Raw genomic sequence first — 21,377 nt, forward strand, 5'->3', positions numbered from 1 at the left:
AAGGGCATCACGTGTGATCAGAGAGTCATCACGCGTGATTGAAAGGACATCACGCGTGATTGGAGGGGCGACACGGCGGCGAGCCTCGGGAGGGGCTCGCCGCCGGACGGCGGAACTCAGACCTTCCGCAGTTCCTTGGGCGGGGCGAAGGAGATCTTCTCGTTGGCCGTCGTGACCTCGTCGACGTCGCCGTAGCCGCGCTCGGCGAGCCAGTCCAGCAGCTCCATGACCAGGATGTCCGGCACCGACGCACCCGAGGTGACCCCGACCGTCGTCACTCCGGACAGCCACGCCTCGTCGACCTCGTGCGCGAAGTCGACCAGGTAGGACGCACGAGCGCCGGCCTTCAGCGCCACCTCGACCAGGCGCTTCGAGTTGGACGAGTTCGTCGACCCGACCACCAGCACCAGGTCGCACTCCGCGGCCATCGCCTTGACCGCGACCTGGCGGTTCGTCGTCGCGTAGCAGATGTCGTCGCTCGGCGGGTCCGCCAAGCCCGGGAAGCGCTCGCGGAGCTGGTCGACGCGCTCCATCGTCTCGTCGACCGACAGCGTCGTCTGGGACAGCCAGATCACCTTCGACGGGTCGCGGACCTGGACCTTGTCGACGTCCTCGGCCTTGTCGACCAGCTGGACCTTGTCCGGCGCCTCGCCGGCCGTGCCCTCGACCTCTTCGTGGCCTTCGTGGCCGATCAGCAGGATGTCGTAGTCGTCCTTCGCGAACCGGTTGACCTCCTTGTGCACCTTCGTCACCAGGGGGCAGGTCGCGTCGATCGTGCGCAGGTTCCGCTCGGCCGCCTCCGCGTGCACCATCGGCGAGACGCCGTGGGCGGAGAACACCACCAGCGCGCCCTCGGGCACCTCGGACGTCTCGTCGACGAAGATCGCGCCGCGCTCGCGCAGCGTCTCGACCACGTGCTTGTTGTGGACGATCTCCTTGCGGACGTACACCGGGGCGCCGTAGACCTCGAGGGCCTTCTCGACGGCGATCACCGCGCGGTCGACACCCGCGCAGTAACCACGGGGTTTGGCGAGCAGCACCCGCTTGCCGGAAGCGGTTCCGGTGATCGTGGGGGTACCCGCGGGCTCGATTCCGGGACTCGCTGCACTCATGCCACCCAGGGTACGGGCAGCCCCGAGACGAACTCGAAGTCCCTTTCGGGTGAGCTTCGTCCCCCTGCCGGGCTGTGCCGCCGGTCACGCGCTGCGCCCATTCGGTTGGGCAGGAGCGGCGGTCATGCGGCAGGCTGGACCCATGAAGCCATTCCCGCTCCCCCTCCGGGTCGCCGCGGGCCTCGCCGTCTCCACCGCCGAGCGGGTTCGCGAACTTCCCCGGCAGCTGGCCGGGCTCCCGGTGACCGTGGTCAGCCAGGTCCTGCAGGCCTCCATGCGCGTGCAGCAGCACGTCACCGAGCTGGCGATCAAGGGTGACAGCGCCCTGTCGAGCCTGCGCCCGGTGGAAGACACGCCGAGCTGGGCGACGTTCGACGAGGACGCCGAGCCCGGTGTCTCGCCCGCGCGGCCGAACCTGGCCCCGGTCGCCGACGTGCCCGAGCCGCGCTCGGAGATCAACGGCCGCGTTCCGTCGGCCGCCGAGCTCGAGGCGGAGCTCGGCGATCCGTGGGCCGAGGAGGAGCGCGCGCTCGCCGAGGACCACGCCGACGGCGAGCACGACAGCGAAGCCGAACCGCCGAAGACGCCGAAGCCCGGCACGCCCAAGGTCGACAAGAAGACCAAGAGCGAGACGCCCCGGACCAGCGCCGCGGGCTACGAGGGTCCGGCCGGCCTGACCGGCTACGACCAGCTCACCCTCCCGCAGCTGCGGGCCCGGCTGCGCCAGTTCTCGATCGAGCAGCTCGAGACCATCCTCGAGTACGAACGCGCCCACGCCGACCGCTCGTCGTTCACCGGCATGCTGTCCCGCCGGATCGCCAACGCCCGCAAGGCGGAGCAGAACAAGGAAGACGGCGCGGAAGACCGGTGAGCACCGAGTCCGCACAGGCTCCCGCGAGCACCGCGGAAGCGCCGTGGCCGGTCCGGACCGTCGCGCGCAAGATCGGCGACTGGATCCACCGGCTCGGCACCGTCTGGGTCGAAGGCCAGGTCACGCAGGTCAGCTCGCGCCCGAACACGCAGACGGCGTTCCTGACCCTGCGCGACCCTTCGGCCGACGTCTCGATGTCCGTGACCTGCCCGAACTGGCTGATCCGTGAGATGGAGCCGCCGCTGCGCGAGGGCGCCAGCGTGGTGGTGCACGCGAAGCCGTCGTACTTCTTCGGCCGCGGCACGATCAGCCTGCGCGCCGACCAGATCCGCGCCGTCGGCATCGGTGAGCTGCTGGCCCGGATCGAACGGCTCAAGAAGCTCCTGACCGCCGAAGGGCTGTTCTCGGCCCAGCGCAAGCGGCCGATCCCCTTCCTGCCGAAGGGCGTCGGGCTGATCACCGGCCGCGCGTCGGCGGCCGAGCGGGACGTCCTGGCCAATGCGCAGGGCCGGTGGCCGCACGTGCGGATCAAGGTGCTCAACACGGCCGTCCAGGGCTCGCAGGCCGTCCCGCAGGTGATGCGGGCGCTGCGGATCTTCGACGCCGACCCCGAGATCGACGTCATCGTCATCGCCCGCGGCGGCGGCAGCGTCGAGGACCTGCTGCCGTTCTCCGACGAAGCGCTCTGCCGCGCGGTGTCGGCCGCGGGCACGCCGGTGGTCAGCGCCATCGGGCACGAGCCCGACACCCCGCTGCTCGACTACGTCGCCGACCTGCGCTGTTCGACGCCGACCGACGCCGGCAAGCGGATCGTGCCCGACCTGCGTGAGGAGACCGAGCGGGTCCGGCAGATGCGTGACCGCGGCCGCCGGGCGCTGCACGGCTGGGTCGATACGCAGGCGCGGCTGCTCAACCAGATCCGCAGCCGCCCGTCGCTGGCCGACCCGCTGGGCCCGGTCCAGCGCCGCCAGGACGACGTCGACGTCCACCGCGAGCGTGCCCGCCGCGCGATGCTCACGCTGCTCGCCAAGGACCAGGCCGAAATCGCGAGCGCGCGGGCCCGGCTCACCGCGCTCGGCCCGGCGGCGACGCTGGCCCGCGGGTACGCGGTCGTGCAGTTCGTCGACGCCGAAGGCAACCTCCAGGTACTCCGCTCCGTCTCCGAAGTCGAGGCCGGTGCCCAGCTGCGCGTGCGCGTGGGCGACGGCGCGATCAAGGCGGTGGCGGAAGGAGAGCAGGAGTGAAGGTGACGTTCCTCCCGCTCACCGTGGACGCGGCCAGGAGACTCGGCGCACGCCCGCTGCTGGACCAGGCGGTGCGCACCGACCGGGCCGCCGCCGAGTGCTGGACGGCGCTGCTCGCCGGCTGCGGCACCGCTGCCCGCCGCGACCTGGGGCCGCAGCTGCGGCGGCTGTCGGAAGCGACGTCGATGCAGGTCGGCTCGCGCTGGTGGTTCGCCGAGGGCGCGGGACACCGCAGGCGGGTGGCCGGCGCGCAGGAGAACCTCGAAGAGGCGATCGCGGACGGTGACGGGCAGGAGTTCGCGCTGGCGTTCGTCGGGTACGACCACGCCATGGCCAGCGCGGTAGTGTGCGCGAACAGCGTGCAGGCCCGGAAGGTCGGAGAACACCGAGCGTGAGTGAAACAACCGGCGAGGAACTCGGCTACGAGCAGGCTCGCGACCGCCTCGTCGAGGTCGTCCGCGAGCTGGAGGCGGGCGGGCTTTCGCTCGAGCAGTCGCTGGCGTTGTGGGAGAAGGGCGAGAAGCTCGCGAAGGTCTGTGAGCGCCATCTCGAAGGCGCCCGCGAGCGCATCGAGGCCGCTCTGGCGTCCGTGGAGTCTTCGGAGGACGAACCCGCCGCCGGTCAGTGACGTTTGCCATGCTCTCGGCACCGGGAAACCGGACAGCGATCTGACAGACTGGCTACCCGCCAGTTCCACGATCCGGGAGGCAAGGATGTCCGCCGCAGAGAGTCGTCGTGAAGCGCCCGACCGCAACCTCGCGATGGAGCTGGTCCGGGTCACCGAAGCCGCCGCCATGGCCGCCGGCCGCTGGGTCGGCCGCGGCGACAAGATCGGCGGGGACGGCGCGGCCGTCGACGCGATGCGCCAGCTCGTCTCGACGGTGTCGATGCGCGGGGTCGTGGTGATCGGCGAGGGCGAAAAGGACGAAGCGCCCATGCTGTTCAACGGCGAAGAGGTCGGCAACGGCGACGGGCCGGACTGCGACGTCGCGGTCGACCCGGTCGACGGCACCACCCTGATGGCGAAGGGCATGCCGAACGCCCTCGCCGTGCTCGCCGTCGCCGAACGCGGCGCGATGTTCGACCCGTCCGCGGTCTTCTACATGGAGAAGCTGGCCGTCGGGCCCGAAGCCGCCGGCAAGGTCGAGCTCGGCGCGCCGATCGCGGAGAACATCCGCCGGGTCGCCAAGGCGAAGAACAGCAGCGTCGGCGACGTCACCGTGTGCATCCTCGACCGCCCGCGCCACGAGCAGATCATCAAGGAGGTCCGCGAGGCCGGCGCGCGGATCCGGTTCATCTCCGACGGCGACGTCGCGGGCGCGATCGCCGCGGCCCGCCCGACCACCGGCGTCGACATGCTGATCGGCATCGGCGGCACCCCCGAGGGCATCATCGCGGCCTGTGCGATGAAGTGCCTCGGCGGCGAGCTGCAGGGCCGGCTGTGGCCGAAGGACGACGCCGAGCGCGAGAAGGCCCTCGCCGCCGGGCACGACCTCGACCAGATCCTGCTCAACGACGACCTCGTGCGCGGCGACAACGTCTTCTTCTGCGCCACCGGCGTCACCGACGGCGACCTGCTGCGCGGCGTCCACTACCGCGAGGGCGGCGCGACGACGCAGTCCATCGTGATGCGGTCCAAGTCCGGGACCGTCAGAATGATCGACGGCTACCACCGGCTGAACAAGCTGCGGGCGTACTCCTCGGTCAACTTCGACGGCCACCTGGACGCGCCCGACGACGACGTCGTGCCCCCGCTGCCGTAAGGAGTTCCGTGACCAGGCGACTGCTGGTTCTGCTGGCCCTGCTGTCGGTACTGGTCCCGGGCACGGCCGCGGCCGCCCCCGCCATCGTCGGGGGCGTCGCCGCGGACCAGCAGTACCCGTTCACGGTCTCGCTGCACACCACGTCGGGCAAGCTGTTCTGCGCCGGCGCGCTGATCGCGCCCACCTGGGTGGTCACGGCCGCGCACTGCGCGTTCGGCAAGACCCCGGCCGCCATTTCGCTGCGCCTGGGGACGAACGACTCGGGCCAGGGCGGCGAGGTCGCCCAGCCCGCCGAGATCATCGTCAACCCGGCGTTCAACACGCAGAGCCCGGCCGGGGACATCGCGCTGCTGCGGCTGCCGGCGCCGGTCACCGCGGCGCCGATCGCCCTGGCGGCGGCCGCGTCCCCCGGTACCGCGACCCGGATCCTCGGCTGGGGCCAGACCTGCCCGAAGGTGAACTGCGGCACGATCCCCACGACGCTGCAGCAGCTCGACACGCACATCGTCGAGGGCTCGAAGTGCACGTCGGTGTTCGACGGCACGGCCGAGCTGTGTACCGACAACCCGGGCGGCAAGGCCGGAGCCTGCTTCGGCGATTCCGGCGGTCCGGAGATCGTGCGCGCCGGCGACCACTGGCTGCTCGTCGGCGTCACCAGCCGGCCGGGCAACAACGACCCGGAATGCGCGACGGCACCGTCGATCTACACCTCCGTCGTCGCCTACGCGCCGTGGATCGCGGAGAAGACGAAGGTCTGACCTACTCGGCGTTGCTCGAGTGGCCCGGGAACAGGTGGGCTTCCGGGTCGAGCGCGACGGCGATGTTGTTGACGGCCGTCGCCGCCTCGCCGAAACCGGTCGCGATCAGCTTGACCTTCCCCGGGTACGCGGCGACGTCGCCCGCGGCGTAGACGCGTTCGCGCGCGGTCGCCATCGTCGAGTCGACGGCGATGGCGCGGTGGTCGATCTCCAGGCCCCAGCTTTCGATCGGGCCGAGGTCGGCGGTGAACCCGAGGGCCGCGACGACCGCGTTGGCCGGGAGCCGCTCGTCGCCGGCGCCCTTGATCGAGACGTCGACGGCTTCGAGGGTGCCGTCCGCGGCTTCGACGAACCGTGTCACCTCGGCGTCGGTGATGATCCGGGTGCCCAGCTCGCGGGCCTGCCGGACGATCGACTCGGCGGCGCGGAACTTCGCCCGCCGGTGCACCAGCGTCACGCTCGCCGCGACGGGGTGCAGCGCGAGGATCCAGTCGAACGCCGAGTCGCCGCCGCCGACGACCACGACGTGCTGCCCCGCGTGCGCCTGCAGCGACGGCACGAAGTGCACCATGCCGCGGCCGAGCCAGCCGTCGCCGGCCGGCAGCGGGCGCGGGGTGAACTCGCCGATGCCCGCGGTGATCAGCACCGCGCGGGCCCGCAGCGTCTCGCCGCCGTCGAGGGTCAGCTCGACGCCGTCGGCGGCCGGCTCCAGCTTCTCGGCCTTGCGCCCCAGCAGGTACTTCGGCTTGAACGGCGCGGCCTGCTTCACCAGGCCCTCGACCAGATCGCGGCCGCGGACCTCGGCGAACCCGCCGACGTCGTAGATCATCTTCTCCGGGTACATCGCGGTCACCTGGCCGCCGGGCTCGGGCAGCGAGTCGACCACCGCCATCGAGAGGCCGCGGAACCCGGCGTAGTAGGCGGCGAACAGGCCGGTCGGGCCCGCGCCGATGATCACGAGGTCGTACGGATCCCCAGCAACGTCAGTCATGCTCGCTCCAGCCAGTGGTGGATGGCGGTGATCGAGAACACACCCGATCCTAGCGTCGCGCGCCGCCGAGGGTGGGCGACGCCACCACGCGGGGCGGCGCGAACAGGTCCAGAATCGGTGTCATGGCTGACCAGGAATACCGGATCGAACACGACACGATGGGCGAGGTCCGCGTGCCCGCCGACGCGCTCTACCGCGCGCAGACCCAGCGGGCCGTCGAGAACTTCCCCATCTCCGGCCGGGGCCTGGAACGGGCCCAGATCCGCGCGCTCGGCCTGCTCAAAGCCGCCGCCGCGCGGGTGAACCTCAAGCTGGGCGTGCTCGACGCCGACGTCGCGAACGCCATCGCGGCCGCCGCCGACGAGGTCGCCGAGGGGGCGCACGACGCGCACTTCCCGATCGACGTGTTCCAGACCGGCTCGGGGACGTCGTCGAACATGAACGCCAACGAGGTCATCGCCACCCTGGCTACGCGGGCCCTCGGCCGGGACGTGCACCCGAACGACCACGTCAACGCGTCGCAGTCGTCGAACGACACCTTCCCGACGACCATCCACGTGGCCGCGACCGAAGCCGTCACCAAGGACGTCATCCCCGCGCTCGAATACCTGGCCGGCGCCATCGAGGTGCGCGCCGCCGAATGGGCCGACGTGGTGAAGTCCGGCCGCACGCACCTGATGGACGCCGTGCCGATCACGCTCGGCCAGGAGGCCGGCGCGTGGGCGTCGCAGATCCGCTACGGCGTCGAACGGCTGAAGTCGGGCCTGCCGCGGCTGGGCGAGCTGCCGATCGGCGGCACGGCCGTCGGGTCGGGGCTCAACGCGCCGGACGGCTTCGGCGAGGCGGTCGCGGCCGAGCTCGCCACCGTCACCGGCCTGCCGCTGACCGAGGCGCGCGACCACTTCGAGGCGCAGGCGACGCAGGACAGCGTCGTCGAGACCTCCGGGCACCTGCGCACGATCGCGGTGTCGCTCAACAAGATCGCCAACGACCTGCGCTGGCTGGGGTCCGGCCCGCGCACCGGGCTGGCCGAGCTGGCGCTGCCGGACCTGCAGCCGGGCTCGTCGATCATGCCGGGCAAGGTGAACCCGGTCATCCCGGAGGCGACGCTGCAGGTGGTCGCCCAGGTGATCGGCAACGACGCGGCCGTCGCGTTCGCCGGTGCCGCGGGCAACTTCCAGCTCAACGTCAACCTGCCGGTGATCGCCCGGAACGTCCTCGAATCGGCGCGGCTGCTCGCGGCCGTTTCCCGGCTGCTGGCGGACAAGGTCTTCGCGGGCATCACCGTGAACACCGACCGCACGCGGACCTACGCCGAGGGCTCACCGTCCATCGTGACGCCGTTGAACAAGTACATCGGCTACGAAGCCGCGGCCGCGGTCGCGAAGCAGGCGCTGAAGGAACTGAAGACGATCCGCGAAGTCGTCATCGAACGCGGTTTCGTCAAGGACGGCAGGCTCACCGAAGAGCAACTCGACGAGGCGCTCGACGTGCTGCGCATGGCCCGCGGCGGAAAGGGATGAGCGACGCGGCCCAGCTCGGCGCGTTCCTGAAAGCGCGCCGCGCGGCCCTGGATCCCGCCGAGCTGGGCCTGCCGCCGGGGGTCACCCACCGGCGGGTCAAGGGCCTGCGCCGCGAAGAGCTGGCGCAGCTGGCCGGGATCAGCGTCGACTACTACACGCGGCTGGAGCAGGGCCGCGCGAAGAACGTCTCGGACGCCGTCCTCGGCTCGCTGGCCCGCGCGCTGCGCCTCGACGACGGCGAGGAGTCCTACCTGCACAACCTCGCCGCGCCGGACCGGCGGCAACGTCCCGCGCCGCAGCGGATCCGGCCCGAACTGCAGCAGCTGCTCGACGCCATCCAGGCGCCGGCGTTCGTCTTCGGCCGGTACCTGGAGGTGCTGGCCTGGAACCCGCTCGGCGGCGCGGTCGCGTTCGACTTCGGCCGGCTCGAAGAGCGCAGCATGCCGAAGCTCGTCTTCACCGACGAACGCGCGAAGCAGCTGCACCCGGAGTGGGACGCGGTGTGCCGCGAGCTGGTCGCGAACCTGCGGGCGGAGGGCGGCCGGCACCCCGGCGACCCGGCGTTCACCCGGCTGGTGGCGGAGCTTTCGGCGGCCAGCGCGGAATTCCGGCAGCTGTGGGCCGAGCACGCGGTCCAGGAAAAGGCCCAGGGCTGGAAACTGTTCGCGAACCCCGTCGTCGGCGAGCTGCGGCTGCGCTACCAGACGCTGCGCCTGCCCGACGACCCCGACCAGGGCATGGTGATCTACCACGCCGAACCCGGGTCGGAGAGCGACCGCGCGCTCGGCCTGCTGGCCAGCTGGATCGCCGCCGGTGAACGACCGGTGAACACTCACCGATAGCCGTCCCGCGCGGCGTTCCCGCTGCCTACGCTGCTTCTTCTGGGGAGCCGGGGGCAGAGGAGCGGGCACGGTGGGCGTCGGCGCGACGATGCAGTCACTCGCCGAGATCCTCAGCTCGGACTCGGGCAGTCTCGTGCTGGGGCTCGCCGCGCTGGTCGCGATGGCCGCGCCGTTCGTCGACCGCTACTTCATCCGGCGGCGCCGGCTGGCGTTCCGGGTGCTCTACAACTCGAAGATCGGCCTGTCCCCGATCGACCTGCACGACGGCGAAAACGGTTCCGCGCAGGCGGATCCGCAGCTGGAACGCACCGCGCGGCTGCTGAGCCGGATGAGCGTGGTGGTGATCCGGATCCGCAACACGGGCGGGTTCGACATCGCGCCGGGCGACTTCGAGATCCCGCTGTCGTTCACCTTCGGCAGCCGGATCGTCTGGGACGCGCGGGTGTCCGACGCCACCGACGACGGCCTGCGCCGCCACGTCCGCGAAGGGCTGGAGTTCTTCACGCGGGAAACCCCGCAGCCGGTCGAAAGTGCGAAGCTGTCGCGCGTACGCGCCCTGCTGCCCAAGCGGCTGGCCGGCGTACCCGCGCCCGAAGCGCCCGAGTGGCACGGCGTGCGGCTGGCGCGGCTTTCGCTGAAGCGCCAGGAGAAGTTCAAGCTGGTCGTCGTGCTGCGCGAGCCCGGTGACGGCGACGGCGAGATCAGCAAGGAGATCGACCACCACGCCCGGCTCGCCGCCGGCCGGATCAAGGACGAGCGCAAGCAGCGCCGGATCACCTGGCCGATCGTCACGACGGCGGTCGGGGTGCTGCTGACCGGTGCGCTGCTGGCGACGCTGCTCGTGTCGTGGTCCCGGCCGGGCGGCTCCGCGCAGTGCGCCGCCGGGAAGCTGTCGGTCGAAGGGTCGAGCGCGTTCGTCCCGATCATGGACGGCATCGCCGCCGAGTACCACGCCCAGTGCGACGACGCGGCCATCACGACCCGCGCGACCGGCAGCGTCACCGGCGTCCGCGCGCTCGCCCCGCTCGACGCGGCGGGCAAGGACGGGCTCGCGGTGCTCTCGGACGGCCGCTCGGGTGAAGCGGGGCCCGATCTCGAGGCGAAGGCCGTCGCGGTGGTCGTGTACAGCCTGGTCGTCAACCGCGCCGCCGGGGTCGACCGGTTGACGACCCAGCAGGTCAAGGACATCTTCAGCGGCCGGGTGCGCAACTGGGACCAGCTGCGGCCGGGACCGTCGGTGCCGATCGGGATCGTCGGGCGCGGGCAGGAGTCGGGCACGCGCAAGACGTTCGAGCAGAAGGTGCTGGGCGGCGCGGAGGACCGGCTGACGTCGGACTCCTGCCGCAGGCCGGAACGCGACCCGGCCGCGGCGACCACCCGCTGCGAACGCGGTACGACCGCCGAGGTGCTCACCGAAGTCGCCGCGGTGCCGGGCGCGATCGGGTACGCCGACGTCCCGGCGGCGAAAACGGCAGCCTCCCGGAACCCGCAGGTGGGTGTCGTGCAGCTCGACGGCCGCTACCCCGACGTCACGGCCATCGACGGCGGCTACCGGTTCTGGACCGTCGAGTACCTGTACACGAAGGGCGTGCCGGACGGCGAGAGCGTGCTGAAGCGGTTCCTGGACTACCTGGCGAGCCCGGCCGCGCGGGCCGAGCTCCAGGACGCCGGGTACACGCCCTGCGTGGCCAAGGACGGGCTGCTCGACCCCCTCTGCACCAGGGCGGACAGCTAGCCGCTCGGAAATTGTCGGTGGTCCGGGTCATGATGTCCGGGTGCTGCTGAACGAGTTGGTCCGCGCGTCCGCCGAGCTGGCGGCGACCCGGTCCAGGAAGGCGAAGATCGCCCTCCTGGCCGCGGTGCTGCGCGCGGCGGAGATCGCCGAGCTGCCCGCCGTGGTCGCCTACCTCACCGGGCAGACGGCCCAGGACAGGCTGGGGGCGGGCTGGCGCACCCTGGCCGCGCTGGGCGCCTCGCCGGCCGCGGAGCCCGTCGTCACGGTCACCGAGGTCGACGCGGCCCTGACCGCGGCCGCCGGCGTCGCGGCGGGCACGGGGTCGAACGCGCGGCGGCAGGAGGTGCTGCGCGCGCTGTTCGTCCGGCTGACCGAGGACGAACAGCGGTTCCTGTTCCGGCTGGTCACCGGCGAACTGCGGCAGGGCGCGCTGGAAGGCGTGATGGTCGACGCCGTCGCGGCGGCGGCCGAGGTGCCGGCCGCGGACGTGCGGCGGGCCTTCATGCTGTCCGGCAAGCTCGGCGTCACCGCGGTCGCGGCGCTGACCGGCGGGCAGGCGGCGCTGGCGGAGTTCCGGCTCACCCTGGGCACGCCGGTCAAGCCGATGCTGGCGTCGCCGGCGGAGTCGCTCGACGAGGCCGTCGCCGAGCACGCCGAGGCGATCGTCGAGTACAAAATGGACGGTGCGCGGATCCAGGTGCACCGCCAGGGCGACGAGGTGCACATCTGGACGCGGACCCTGCGCGAAATCACCGCCAGCGTGCAGGAGCTGGTGGAGCTCGTGCGGGCGCTGCCGTGCGAGTCGGTGGTGCTCGACGGCGAGACCCTGGCCCTGACCGACGCCGGTCGGCCGCGCCCGTTCCAGGACACGCAGAGCCGGTTCGGCAGCACCCGCGAGGAACAGGTCAAGGCCCTGCTGCTGCGGCCGTACTTCTTCGACTGCCTGCACCTCGACGGCGTCGACCTGCTGGACGCGCCGCTGTCCGAACGCAACGCGGCGCTGCGCAAGGTCGCCGGGGCGCACGTGATCCCCGGCGAGGTGGGCACCGAGCGCGCGGACGCCGTGCTGGAGGCGGCGATGGAAGCGGGCCACGAAGGGGTGATGGTCAAGGACCTCGCCTCGCCGTACGCGGCCGGGCGGCGCGGGCGGGCGTGGCTGAAGGTCAAGCCGGTGCACACGATCGACCTGGTGGTGCTCGGGGCGGAATGGGGCCACGGCCGGCGCACCGGCACGCTGTCCAACCTGCACCTGGGCGCCCGCGACCCGGACGGCGGCCCGCCGATCATGGTGGGCAAGACGTTCAAGGGCATGACCGACGAACTGCTGGCCTGGCAGACCAGGACGTTCCAGGAGATCGAGACCCACCGCGACGACTGGACGGTGTACGTGCGGCCGGAGATCGTGGTGGAGATCGAGCTGGACAGCGCCCAGCTTTCGACGCGCTACCCCGGCGGCCTGGCCCTGCGGTTCGCGCGGGTGGTCCGCTACCGCCCGGACAAGGACCCGGCGGACGCCGACACGATCGACACGGTCCGCGGGCTGCTGCACGGCGACCGTTCGGAAGGGAGCTGACGCAAGGACAGACGAAAGTCGCTGGTGCCCGCGGTCCGCACCGGCCACAGTGGAGCGAGGTCGGGCCCGGAACGCCGTTCGACGAATTCGACGTGCGGTGACGAGAATTTTCCCGACACGGCCGGTGCCGAAGATTCCCTAAAGTGCGCTCCTTCACAGGGATTCCGCTCACTTCCCGAGCGGTCACGGAGGAGCAACCAGTGGTCAGCAAGGAACAGATGAAGGCGGCCATCCACGCCGCTTTCGACGGCGCCGTCGACGGCGGAGCGAGCTACACCAAGGTGTACGCCGCGGAGATCCGGCAGAAGAACTACCTCATCTTCCGCACCACCAGCGTCGCCAACTTCGCGCTGGGCTTCCGGCCCGGGCAGACCGATCTCGTCCTCGTCCCGCTCGAGGAGAAGAACGGCACCGTCACCGCGGGCACGCCGCTGACGATCACCGACACGAACCGCGCGTCGGTGAAGAAGCGTGACCTGCAGGGCCGGTTCGTCATCAAGACGACCGACGGCCGGACGTTCCGGCTCAGCATCCTCCCCTCCGTGAACAAACTCCTCGCCGCCGCCTACCAGCTGCCGGTCGAGCAGAAGGCGGAGTACGAGGCGTTCATCGCGCTCCGGGACTCGCTGCTCGCGGCGTGACGAGCGGGCGCCCCGGTGCGGACGGCACCGGGGCGCACCCGGCAGCGATCGGTCCACAGTGGAGTTAAGCTCCCCCGATGCGCAGCGAGAAGCTCACCCGCGCCTGGTTCGCGGTCACCGCCCTGGTCGCCCTCACTGGCCTCGGCACCCAGGTCGCCGCCACCGCGAGTGCCGCGGACGGGCGGGTCGCGAACCTGCTCTGCTTCTTCACGATCGACTCGAACCTGCTGGTCACGCTCACCTCGGCGCTGGTCGCGCTGGGCGTGGCGCGCGGCAGGCTGTTCACCGTCCTCTGGCTCGACGCCCTGGTCGGCATCATCGTGACCGGCATCGTCTACCAGGTCGCCCTGGCCGGCCTCTACGAACTGCACGGCCTCTCGCTGTTCGCCGACACGATGCTGCACAAGGTGACGCCGATCCTGTTCGTCCTCGCCTGGCTGCTCGCCGCCCCGCGAGGCGTGCTGAGCCGGCGCACGGTCTGGTGGTCGCTGCTGTACCCGCTGGCCTGGCTGGCGTTCACCCTCCCGCGTGGGGCGATCACCGGCTTCTACCCGTACCCGTTCGTCGACGCGGGCGCCCTCGGCTACGGCCAGGTGACGCTGAACTGCGTCTTCATCGGGCTCTTCTTCACCGCCCTGGCCGCCGGCGCGTTCCTGTACGACCGCCGGCTCGCGCCGGTCGAACCCGCCTAACCGCGGACGCGGCGGAACGCGTTGAGGCCGTCGGTCAGCCCGGCCTGCACCAGCGTGGGCAGCGCGCCGCGCCGGTCGGCCGGCTTGCCCTCGGCGATCCGGTGCATCTGCCGGGTGTGCCACTGGATCTCCAGCAGGCTGTCGGCCAGCCGGATCCCGGTCTTCGGGCAGAGCCGCTCCGCCCGGACGTCCTCGCCGGCGATCAGCCGCGCCGGCAATCCCGGGTCGACGACCAGCGGCCGGCCGAGCCCGACCACGTCCAGCGCGCCCGAGCGCAGCGCTTCCTCCATCCCGCCGGGGGTCGCGAAACCGCCGGTGACCATCAGGGCGACGTCGGAGACTTCACGCGCTTTCGCCGCGTAGTCCAGGAAGTACGCTTCGCGCGCCTGGGTGCTCGCGCGGCCGGAGCCCATCATCGCGGCCTTCTCGTACGTGCCGCCGGAAACCTCCAGCAGGTCCAGCCCGGCCTCGCCGAGCTCGCGCACGACCTCCAGGGACTCCTCCTCGGTGAAGCCGCCCCGCTGGAAGTCGGCGCTGTTGAGCTTGACCGCCACCGGCACGCCGTCCCCGACGGCCGCGCGCACCCGCCGGACGACTTCCAGCAGGAACCGGCGGCGGCGTAGCGCGTCGCCGCCCCACGCGTCGGTGCGCCGGTTCGTCAGCGGCGAAAGGAACTGGGACACGAGGTAGCCGTGGGCGCCGTGGATCTGGACGCCGTGGAAACCGGCGTCGGCGAACGTCCGCGCCGCCACGGCGAAGCGGTCGATGATGGCTTCGATCTCGTCGCCGGTCAGGGCGCGCGGCGGCGCGAAGGCCGTGCGGATGCCGCGGCTGCCGAACGACACGGCGGACGGCGCCACCGGCTCGCGGGAGAGGTAGCGCGGGCTCTGCCGGCCGGGGTGGTTCAGCTGCACCCACAGCTGCGTGTCCGTGCCCTCGACCGCCCGCGCCCAGGCCCGGAAGCCGGCCGGGTCCGCGGTCGCCGCCACGTTGCGCGGTTCGCCGAGCGCGGCCGGGTCGACCATGACGTTCCCGGTGACCAGGACACCTGCGCCGCCGCGCGCCCACGTCCGGTACAGCTCGAAGAGCTCGCGCGTGGGGGCGTTCCGGCGGTCGCCGAGCTGCTCGCTCAGCGCCGACTTGGCCAGGCGGTTCGGCAGCACCGCGCCGCACCGCAGCTTCAGCGGTTCCGCCAGCAGCGTCATCGCGTCACCTCTCGAACTTACTCACGGTAAGATGACTCGACGGTAGCATACCGCCGGTATGTCATCTACCCGTCGAATGACCACTAGGGTCGGGCGCATGACGGCGATCGTGCAGAACCTGGTGACCTCCGGCGTCTTCGAGCTCGACGGGGGCAGCTGGGACGTCGACAACAACGTGTGGCTCGTGGGCGACGACGCCGAGGTGATCGTCATCGACGCGGCGCACGACGCGAAGGCGATCGAGAACGTCGTGGGCGAGCGGAAACTGGCCGCGATCGTCTGCACCCACGCGCACAACGACCACGTCAACGCCGCCCCCGAGCTGGCCGCCGCGACCGGCGCGCCGATCCTGCTGCACCCGGACGACCGGGTGGTCTGGGACCTCACGCACCCGGACCGCGCCCCGGACGGCGAACTGGCCGACGGCGAGGTGCTCACCGTCGCGGGCACGGCACTGCAGGTCATCCACACGCCGGGGCACGCGCCCGGCGCCGTCTGCCTGTACGCGGCGGAACTGGGCGTGCTGTTCACCGGCGACACGCTGTTCCACGGCGGTCCCGGCGCCACCGGCCGGTCCTATTCGGACTACCCGACGATCGTGCGGTCCATCCGCGAGAAGCTGTTCACCCTCCCGGACGCGACGAAGGTCCACACCGGACACGGCGAAGGCACCACGATCGGCGCCGAGAAGGCGGCCTCGGACGGCTGGGAACAGCCTTAGGAAGTGTGCTTCCGGGCGACGAGGGCGAAGTCCTCGATCGCCCGGTCGAAGGCGGCGCTTGCTTCGCGAACCGATGTGGGCAGGAATCTCCGGTCGAACTTCCCGGAGTCGTCGAGCTCCCACCGGGTGCGGTGGAGTTCCATCTCCTTTCTGCGGAGCAGGTTCGCCTGCTCCACCAGTTCGTCCGGCCCGCTCATCACGAGCAGCCCGTAGAACGCGCGCATGTCGGTGCGAGCCGTGTAGTACGCGTCTTCGAACTCGATCTCCCGCTGCGCGTCGGTTTCGGCCTCTTCGTGGAGCTTCCGGCGGCGGTGGATCACGTTGATGTCGATGATGTGCTTGCGAGCCCGCGTTGCGGCCTCGATCATTCCGGCGCACCGGTCGGCCCGATCCTGCCGCAGCTTCGCCCGCCGTGCCGCGTTCAGCTTCAACGGCTCGAGAAGCGCCCCGAGCGTCACGCCGACCAGCGAGGCGACCGCCGCGATCACCGCGGCCCCGAGCGCCGTCAGCACGTCAGCCGCGGCACGCTCGGCGTCACCCGCACCCGCTCCTTCGCCTCCTCCGCCAACGCGAGCGCCCACTCCTGCAGCCCGGCGACGTCGATGCCGTGCGGTGGCTCGCTCCGGAACGGCTCGATGTTCGCCGCTCCGCGCTCCAGCAGGGACACCGCGCCGACGTTGTTGCCGCGCGCCGCGTGCGTGAGCCCCACGGCGAGCTGCGCGAGGCCGCGCCAGAGCTCGCGGTCCGGGCCGTCGGTCGTCTTCCACGCGTCCTCGAAGACCTCGTGGGCGTGGAACGGCTTGCCGTCGTCGAGCAGGTGCTGGGCCTCCGCGAGCGTTTGCGCCGGCGTGCGCTCGATGCCTTCGGGCTGGCGCTCGACGCCGTCCGAGCCGTACGGCAGCGGCCGGCCGAGGCCGTCGCGCGGCCGTGCGTTGCGTGCCCGTCCCTCGTTGTCCCGGTCGCGGCGGCTCATACCCTCAGATCCTGCCACGGGCCCGGCAGGTAGTCTGGTGACTCGTGCGTTTCCTCGACGGCCACCGGCCCGCCCACGACCTGACCTACGACGACGTGTTCCTGCTGCCGAACCGTTCGGACGTGGAGTCCCGCTTCGACGTCGACCTCGCCACCGCGGACGGCACCGGCGCGACCATCCCGATCGTGGTCGCCAACATGACCGCGGTCGCCGGCCGCCGGATGGCCGAGACCGTCGCCCGCCGCGGCGGCCTGGTCGTGCTGCCCCAGGACGTCGACACCGACGCGGTCAGCGAGATCGTCGGCTGGGTGAAGAGCCGGCACACGGTGTGGGACACGCCGCTGGTGCTCACCGGCGGTGACGCGGTCGCCGACGCCCTCAACCTGGTCCACAAGCGCGCACACGGCGCTGTCGTGGTCGTCGACGGCGAAGGCCGCCCGGTCGGCATCGTCGACGAAGCGGCCTGCGCGGGCGTCGACCGCTTCGCGCGGCTCGCCGACGTTGCCCAGCCCGCGAGTGTCGCGGTGCCGCTGGACACGCCGGCGCGCGAGGTCTTCGAGCTGCTGCACAGCCACGGCGCCACCCTGGCCTTGGGCCTGGACGCCGAAGGCCGCCTGGCGGGCGTCCTGACCGCCGTCGGGGCGCTGCGCGCGGACATCTACACCCCGGCCGTCGACGGCGACGGCAAGCTGCGCGTCGCGGCCGCGATCGGCGTCAACGGCGACGTGGCGGCGAAGGCCGAGGCGGTCCTGAAGGCGGGCGTGGACGTGCTGGTCGTCGACACCGCGCACGGGCACCAGGAGAAGATGATCACCGCGCTGCGGGCCGTCCGGTCGGTGTCGCCGCAGGTCCCGGTGGTCGCTGGGAACGTGGTCACGGCCGAGGGCACCCGGGACCTGATCGAGGCCGGCGCCGACGTCGTCAAGGTCGGCGTCGGGCCGGGCGCGATGTGCACGACCCGGATGATGACCGGCGTGGGCCGCCCGCAGTTCTCCGCGGTCGCCGACTGCGCGGCCGCCGCGCGCGAGCTGGGCAAGCACGTCTGGGCCGACGGCGGCGTACGCCACCCGCGTGACGTGGCGCTGGCGCTGGCCGCGGGCGCGTCTGCGGCAATGGTCGGCTCGTGGTTCGCCGGCACCTACGAATCCCCCGGTGACCTGCGGTTCGACGAGCAGGGCCGGCCATACAAGGAGTCGTTCGGGATGGCGTCGAAGCGCGCGGTGGGCGCGCGGACGCGGACGGACAACGTCTTCGACCGGGCGCGGAAGGCGCTGTTCGAGGAGGGCATCTCGTCGTCGCGGATGTCCCTGGACCCGCAGCGTCCCGGCGTCGAGGACCTGCTGGACTCGATCGGCTCCGGCGTGCGCTCGTCCTGCACCTACGCGGGCGCGCGCACCCTGGAGGAGTTCCACGAGCGCGCGCTGCTGGGCGTCCAGTCGGCGGCCGGGTTCGCCGAAGGCCGCCCGCTGCCGGCGGGCTGGTGACTCAGCCCGCGCAGCACACGTGTTCCGACCACTCCGGAACGTGCCACCAGTGCTGTTTCTCCGCTGACCGGGCCGCGGGCGCCACCTCGGTGGCCGCCCGCGTGCCCGGCTGGTCCCGGTAGGGCGCCAGCAGCTCGCCGACCGTCCGCAGCACCCCGCCGACCATGACGCTGCGGACGTTCGCGGCCGCCTTGACGTCCTGCAACGGGTTGCCGCTGACCAGCGACAGGTCGGCGTTCGCCCCTCGCTTGAGCACCCCGATCCGGTCCTGCAGCCCCAGCCACCGCGCCGGGTTGCGGGTGGCGGTGGTGAGCGCCTCGTACGGCGTGAACCCGAACGCGACCATGGCCCGCAGGTTCTGGTGGGTGGAGACGGCCACGTTGTCCAGCGGGGAGTCCGTGCCGGTGACCACGAACCCGCCCGCCCGGTGGATCCGCAGCACCATGTCGACGTTCCCGGCGAGGACCTGGCGCAGGTACGCGTTCTCCGGGTTGCCCGCGGTGTCCGCCGTGGTCTTGAGCAGCTGGTATTCCCACGGCGGGAAGAGGACCTCGGTGCGCTCGTCGGTCACGAGCGACTTGTCGTCGGCGTACAGCGCCCGGGAGGTGAACAACGTCGGCGTGATCGACATCCCCGAGCGGGTGAACAGGGCGATCGCGTCCTGGTACGACCGGCCGATCCGGCTGACGGTGTGCGAGTACCCGAGCCGGTTGGTGGCCCCGGTGTGCTCCATCGCGTCCATGCCGAGGTTCGCCGCCGGGTACAGGTAGTGCGACGACAGCGGGATGCCCGCCCGGTGCGCGGCCCGGACCACCGCCTGCTGGGAGGCCACGGGGAGCCGGACGTAGGTCTTGATCATGTCGTACTCGAGCTCGACCGCGCGGGACAGCTCCAGGTCGAGCTGCCCGGGCGACAGCGTCGGCCGCATGAAGTTGTAGTAGATCCGGGAGCCGTCGACGGCTTCCCCGGTGCCGAAGTACCTCGGCCCGACGCGGTTCCCGGATTCCAGGGCTTCGCGCGTCTCCAGCATCTGGTAGGCCGGGTCGCCGGGCGAGCGGGTCGTGGTGATGCCGTAGGACAGCCACAGCCGGCCCTGCCGGTCGCCCCACTGCCGGCCGCGCAGGTGCCAGTGGTTGTGGAGGTCGACGAGCCCGGGCATGGCGGTCAGGTCGTGCGCGTCGACCGTTCCGGGGGCGTCCCGGTGCGGCCGGAGGTCGGCGATCCGGCCGCCGTCGACGACGATGTCGACGTTTCGCCGCAGGGTCCGCGCGACGCCGTCCCACGCCGCGCCGACGTGGATGACGGTCCGCTGCGGCGGGCGCGGGCGCGCCCAGGTGAAGTCGAGCCGGATCGTGCGCGGCTCGCCGCCGGTGATCTTCTGCGCCTTGAGCTGTCCCTTCGACAGGTACAGCAGCGTGTCGTTCCCTTGCCAGGCCAGGGAATCGGTGACGTCGTGGGTGACCTGCCGCGGCGCCCCGATCAGCCGTCCGGTGCCGTCGACCGGGGCGATCCAGGCGACGCTTTCCACCGTGAACGCGAGGTACCGGCCGTCGGGTGACCACAGTGGACCGTCGTCGCCGCGGGTGGCGAGCGACCGGAACGGCATCGGCTCGGCGTAACGGAGTTCTTGGGTTTTCAGGTTCACCGTGAGGATCTGGCTCGTGCCCTCGCGGTACCGCCGCGAGTACGGCTTCACCGCGGCCAGCGCGAGGACCGTCCCGTCGGGCGACCAGGTGGGCCGGCCCGGCATGAACAGCGGCGGCGTCACCTGCTGGGCTTGGCCCGCGGCCACGTCGTACACCCACGTGGCGCCGTCCTGGTCGGCGTACGCCACCCGGCCGCCGTTCGGCGACCACCGCGGCGCGACCTGGGCGCCCGGCAGTTGCGTGAGGACGGTGTCCTGGCCGGTGCCGAAGTCGTGCAGCCACAGGTCGGCGGTGCCGAGCCGGTCGCTCGTGTAGAGCAGCTTCGTCCCGTCGGGGTGGAAGTCCGGGTCGGAGTTGAAGTAACCGTCGCCGATCAGCCGCCGCGGCCGGCCCCCGGCCGCCGCGACGACGTAGATCGCGTTGAGGGCCCGGAACGCGATCTGCTTGCCGTCCTTGGACACCACCGGACTCGCGAGGCCCCGGACGGGTTTCGGCGCGGCCGAGTCCAGGTCGCGGACCCGTCTCCGGTAGTCGCGGGTCGCCGTGGACACGCGCGCTTCGAACGGAATGTCCTTGACGGCGCCGGACTCCTCACGCCGCCGGATGTGCCCGTCGGCGGTGTAGATGACGGCGGCCCCGGACCAGTTCGCGGCGAAGCCGAAGACGTCCTCGCCCTGGGTCAGCTGCTGGTCGCCGAGCATGAGGTCCGCTTCGGCGCCCCGCAGCCGCAGGTAGCTGGGCCGCCCGCCCGGGCCGAAGGCGGGGCCGTAGAACTTGTCGGCGCCGGTCGCGGTGACCAGGCGCGCGCGGGCGCCGGTGGCCAGGGTGACGACGTCGATGGCGGTGTCGTTCACGGTGAAGACGATCTTCGTGCCGTCGGGCGACCACCGCGGCGACGCCTCTTCGTCGGCGGTGGACACGACGGTGCTGATCGCTCCGGAGGCGACGTCCAGCAGGTGGACGCCGTAGCTGCCGTCCCGGTCGCTGCTGAAGGCGATCTTGGTGCCGTCCGGGGAGAACACGGGTTCCCGGTGGTCGAACTGCCCGCTGGTGAGCTTGACCGGCGTGCCACCGGCGACATCGATGACGTACAGGTGGAAGTTGCCGTCGCGGTAGGACTGGAACACGATCCGGCGGCCGTCCGGCGACCAGCTGGGGAGCGTGGCGTCCTGCAGGTCGTCGGTGAGCCGGCGAGCACGGCCGCCGGCGGCGGGCAGCACCCAGATCCCGGTGACCAGGTCGACCGCGAGCCACCGGCCGTCCGGCGACAGCGCGGCGGACATGTTCGTGCCCTGCCGCAGCACCACCCCGTCCGGCCCGGCATCCGGCCGGACGTCCGGTTCGGCCTCGGCGACCCCCGTTCCCGCCACGGCCAGCGCGGCGGCGGCAACCCCACCACGGACTAGAACTTCACGACGGGAAAGATTTTCCGGCCCCATGCGGCCAACTATGCCCAGCCCCGGATCGGCCGTACAGCGGCCGAGCGGGTTTTTCACCGCGGTCGTGAGTGGTAAGGCGAGTTCCGAACGATCAGCCATCCTCACGGACAATGGCGATGTGGAGCAACTGACCCCCGCGAAGGTGACGCCCGCCGACCCACCGG

Annotated in this window: 20 protein-coding genes; 14 read left to right on the forward strand and 6 right to left on the reverse strand. The window is 71.9% G+C overall.

The window, feature by feature from the left end:
• Nucleotides 1-116 precede the first annotated feature (116 nt).
• Complete coding sequence (locus tag AB0J55_RS40005; protein WP_364261297.1) at nt 117-1,112, reverse strand: 4-hydroxy-3-methylbut-2-enyl diphosphate reductase; 996 nt, start codon at nt 1,110-1,112, stop codon at nt 117-119.
• Between the two features lie 142 nt (nt 1,113-1,254).
• Between AB0J55_RS40005 and AB0J55_RS40010 the strand changes: the two genes are divergently transcribed.
• From AB0J55_RS40010 to AB0J55_RS40035, 6 genes are all read left to right on the forward strand, one after another.
• A complete protein-coding gene (locus AB0J55_RS40010; protein ID WP_364261300.1) occupies nt 1,255-1,983 on the forward strand; it encodes a lipid droplet-associated protein in 729 nt (242 codons plus the stop codon).
• Nucleotides 1,980-3,227, forward strand: coding sequence for an exodeoxyribonuclease VII large subunit (xseA, locus tag AB0J55_RS40015; RefSeq protein ID WP_364261303.1), 1,248 nt, complete (start codon nt 1,980-1,982; stop codon nt 3,225-3,227). Before AB0J55_RS40010 ends, xseA begins: the two co-directional genes overlap by 4 nt.
• Complete coding sequence (locus AB0J55_RS40020) at nt 3,224-3,622, forward strand: hypothetical protein (protein WP_364261306.1); 399 nt, start codon at nt 3,224-3,226, stop codon at nt 3,620-3,622. Before xseA ends, AB0J55_RS40020 begins: the two co-directional genes overlap by 4 nt.
• On the forward strand, nt 3,619-3,855 hold the full coding sequence (locus tag AB0J55_RS40025; RefSeq protein ID WP_364261309.1) for an exodeoxyribonuclease VII small subunit: 237 nt from the start codon (nt 3,619-3,621) through the stop codon (nt 3,853-3,855). Before AB0J55_RS40020 ends, AB0J55_RS40025 begins: the two co-directional genes overlap by 4 nt.
• 85 nt (nt 3,856-3,940) lie before the next feature.
• Nucleotides 3,941-4,990 carry a class II fructose-bisphosphatase gene (glpX, locus tag AB0J55_RS40030; protein ID WP_364261312.1) on the forward strand — a complete coding sequence of 350 codons (1,050 nt, stop codon included), beginning with the start codon at nt 3,941-3,943 and terminating at the stop codon, nt 4,988-4,990.
• Between the two features lie 8 nt (nt 4,991-4,998).
• Nucleotides 4,999-5,748 carry a serine protease gene (locus AB0J55_RS40035; protein WP_364261315.1) on the forward strand — a complete coding sequence of 250 codons (750 nt, stop codon included), beginning with the start codon at nt 4,999-5,001 and terminating at the stop codon, nt 5,746-5,748.
• A 1-nt stretch (nt 5,749) separates the two neighbouring features.
• Here the strand turns inward: AB0J55_RS40035 and AB0J55_RS40040 are convergent, their stop codons facing one another.
• Entirely contained in the window at nt 5,750-6,739 is a 990-nt protein-coding gene (locus AB0J55_RS40040) for an NAD(P)/FAD-dependent oxidoreductase (RefSeq protein WP_364261318.1), read from the reverse strand.
• A 122-nt stretch (nt 6,740-6,861) separates the two neighbouring features.
• On the opposite strand from AB0J55_RS40040, the gene AB0J55_RS40045 reads away from it, so the two are divergent.
• The 6 genes from AB0J55_RS40045 (at nt 6,862) to AB0J55_RS40070 (ending at nt 13,745) form a co-directional block, all read left to right on the forward strand.
• Nucleotides 6,862-8,262, forward strand: a complete 1,401-nt coding sequence (locus AB0J55_RS40045) for a class II fumarate hydratase (protein WP_364261320.1) — start codon at nt 6,862-6,864, stop codon at nt 8,260-8,262.
• Entirely contained in the window at nt 8,259-9,104 is an 846-nt protein-coding gene (locus AB0J55_RS40050) for a helix-turn-helix transcriptional regulator (RefSeq protein ID WP_364261323.1), read from the forward strand. Before AB0J55_RS40045 ends, AB0J55_RS40050 begins: the two co-directional genes overlap by 4 nt.
• Nucleotides 9,105-9,174: 70 nt before the next feature.
• Nucleotides 9,175-10,839: a substrate-binding domain-containing protein gene (locus AB0J55_RS40055; RefSeq protein WP_364261326.1), complete on the forward strand. Its 1,665-nt coding sequence runs from the start codon at nt 9,175-9,177 to the stop codon at nt 10,837-10,839.
• Nucleotides 10,840-10,879: 40 nt separating this feature from the next.
• Nucleotides 10,880-12,412, forward strand: a complete 1,533-nt coding sequence (locus tag AB0J55_RS40060) for an ATP-dependent DNA ligase (RefSeq protein WP_364261329.1) — start codon at nt 10,880-10,882, stop codon at nt 12,410-12,412.
• A 200-nt stretch (nt 12,413-12,612) separates the two neighbouring features.
• Nucleotides 12,613-13,053 carry a hypothetical protein gene (locus AB0J55_RS40065; RefSeq protein WP_364261332.1) on the forward strand — a complete coding sequence of 147 codons (441 nt, stop codon included), beginning with the start codon at nt 12,613-12,615 and terminating at the stop codon, nt 13,051-13,053.
• A gap of 77 nt (nt 13,054-13,130) precedes the next feature.
• Complete coding sequence (locus tag AB0J55_RS40070) at nt 13,131-13,745, forward strand: Pr6Pr family membrane protein (RefSeq protein ID WP_364261335.1); 615 nt, start codon at nt 13,131-13,133, stop codon at nt 13,743-13,745.
• Here AB0J55_RS40070 and AB0J55_RS40075 read toward each other — a convergent pair.
• Nucleotides 13,742-14,950, reverse strand: coding sequence for an NADH:flavin oxidoreductase/NADH oxidase family protein (locus AB0J55_RS40075; RefSeq protein ID WP_364261338.1), 1,209 nt, complete (start codon nt 14,948-14,950; stop codon nt 13,742-13,744). The genes AB0J55_RS40070 and AB0J55_RS40075 overlap by 4 nt on opposite strands.
• A 97-nt stretch (nt 14,951-15,047) precedes the next feature.
• Between AB0J55_RS40075 and AB0J55_RS40080 the strand changes: the two genes are divergently transcribed.
• The gene (locus AB0J55_RS40080) at nt 15,048-15,671 is read left to right on the forward strand and encodes an MBL fold metallo-hydrolase (RefSeq protein WP_364261341.1); all 624 of its coding nucleotides are present in this window, start codon (nt 15,048-15,050) and stop codon (nt 15,669-15,671) included.
• Here the strand turns inward: AB0J55_RS40080 and AB0J55_RS40085 are convergent.
• Together AB0J55_RS40085 and AB0J55_RS40090 are read right to left on the reverse strand one after the other, a co-directional pair.
• On the reverse strand, nt 15,668-16,183 hold the full coding sequence (locus AB0J55_RS40085) for a hypothetical protein (RefSeq protein ID WP_364261344.1): 516 nt from the start codon (nt 16,181-16,183) through the stop codon (nt 15,668-15,670). The two genes, AB0J55_RS40080 and AB0J55_RS40085, sit on opposite strands and share 4 nt — an antisense overlap.
• Nucleotides 16,177-16,644, reverse strand: coding sequence for a DUF309 domain-containing protein (locus tag AB0J55_RS40090; RefSeq protein ID WP_364261347.1), 468 nt, complete (start codon nt 16,642-16,644; stop codon nt 16,177-16,179). The genes AB0J55_RS40085 and AB0J55_RS40090 overlap by 7 nt, the downstream gene beginning before the upstream one ends.
• A 44-nt stretch (nt 16,645-16,688) precedes the next feature.
• Here AB0J55_RS40090 and AB0J55_RS40095 point away from each other — a divergent pair, with 44 nt between their 5' ends.
• Nucleotides 16,689-18,128: a GuaB1 family IMP dehydrogenase-related protein gene (locus AB0J55_RS40095; RefSeq protein ID WP_364261350.1), complete on the forward strand. Its 1,440-nt coding sequence runs from the start codon at nt 16,689-16,691 to the stop codon at nt 18,126-18,128.
• 1 nt (nt 18,129) lies between these two features.
• On the opposite strand, the gene AB0J55_RS40100 is transcribed toward AB0J55_RS40095, so the two are convergent.
• A complete protein-coding gene (locus tag AB0J55_RS40100) occupies nt 18,130-21,213 on the reverse strand; it encodes an amidohydrolase family protein (RefSeq protein ID WP_364261353.1) in 3,084 nt (1,027 codons plus the stop codon).
• Nucleotides 21,214-21,377: the final 164 nt, after the last annotated feature.

The organism is Amycolatopsis sp. NPDC049688 (assembly GCF_040674975.1).
Lineage (GTDB): Bacteria > Actinomycetota > Actinomycetes > Mycobacteriales > Pseudonocardiaceae > Amycolatopsis.

Coding starts and splice junctions, on each gene's coding strand:
- AB0J55_RS40080 (WP_364261341.1), top strand. CDS start 15,048: ATGACGGCGATCGTGCAGAACCTGGTGACCTCCGGCGTCTTCGAGCTC.
- AB0J55_RS40010 (WP_364261300.1), top strand. CDS start 1,255: ATGAAGCCATTCCCGCTCCCCCTCCGGGTCGCCGCGGGCCTCGCCGTC.
- AB0J55_RS40045 (WP_364261320.1), top strand. CDS start 6,862: ATGGCTGACCAGGAATACCGGATCGAACACGACACGATGGGCGAGGTC.
- AB0J55_RS40005 (WP_364261297.1), bottom strand. CDS start 1,112: ATGAGTGCAGCGAGTCCCGGAATCGAGCCCGCGGGTACCCCCACGATC.
- AB0J55_RS40090 (WP_364261347.1), bottom strand. CDS start 16,644: ATGAGCCGCCGCGACCGGGACAACGAGGGACGGGCACGCAACGCACGG.
- AB0J55_RS40040 (WP_364261318.1), bottom strand. CDS start 6,739: ATGACTGACGTTGCTGGGGATCCGTACGACCTCGTGATCATCGGCGCG.
- AB0J55_RS40100 (WP_364261353.1), bottom strand. CDS start 21,213: ATGGGGCCGGAAAATCTTTCCCGTCGTGAAGTTCTAGTCCGTGGTGGG.
- AB0J55_RS40075 (WP_364261338.1), bottom strand. CDS start 14,950: ATGACGCTGCTGGCGGAACCGCTGAAGCTGCGGTGCGGCGCGGTGCTG.
- AB0J55_RS40050 (WP_364261323.1), top strand. CDS start 8,259: ATGAGCGACGCGGCCCAGCTCGGCGCGTTCCTGAAAGCGCGCCGCGCG.
- AB0J55_RS40070 (WP_364261335.1), top strand. CDS start 13,131: ATGCGCAGCGAGAAGCTCACCCGCGCCTGGTTCGCGGTCACCGCCCTG.
- glpX (WP_364261312.1), top strand. CDS start 3,941: ATGTCCGCCGCAGAGAGTCGTCGTGAAGCGCCCGACCGCAACCTCGCG.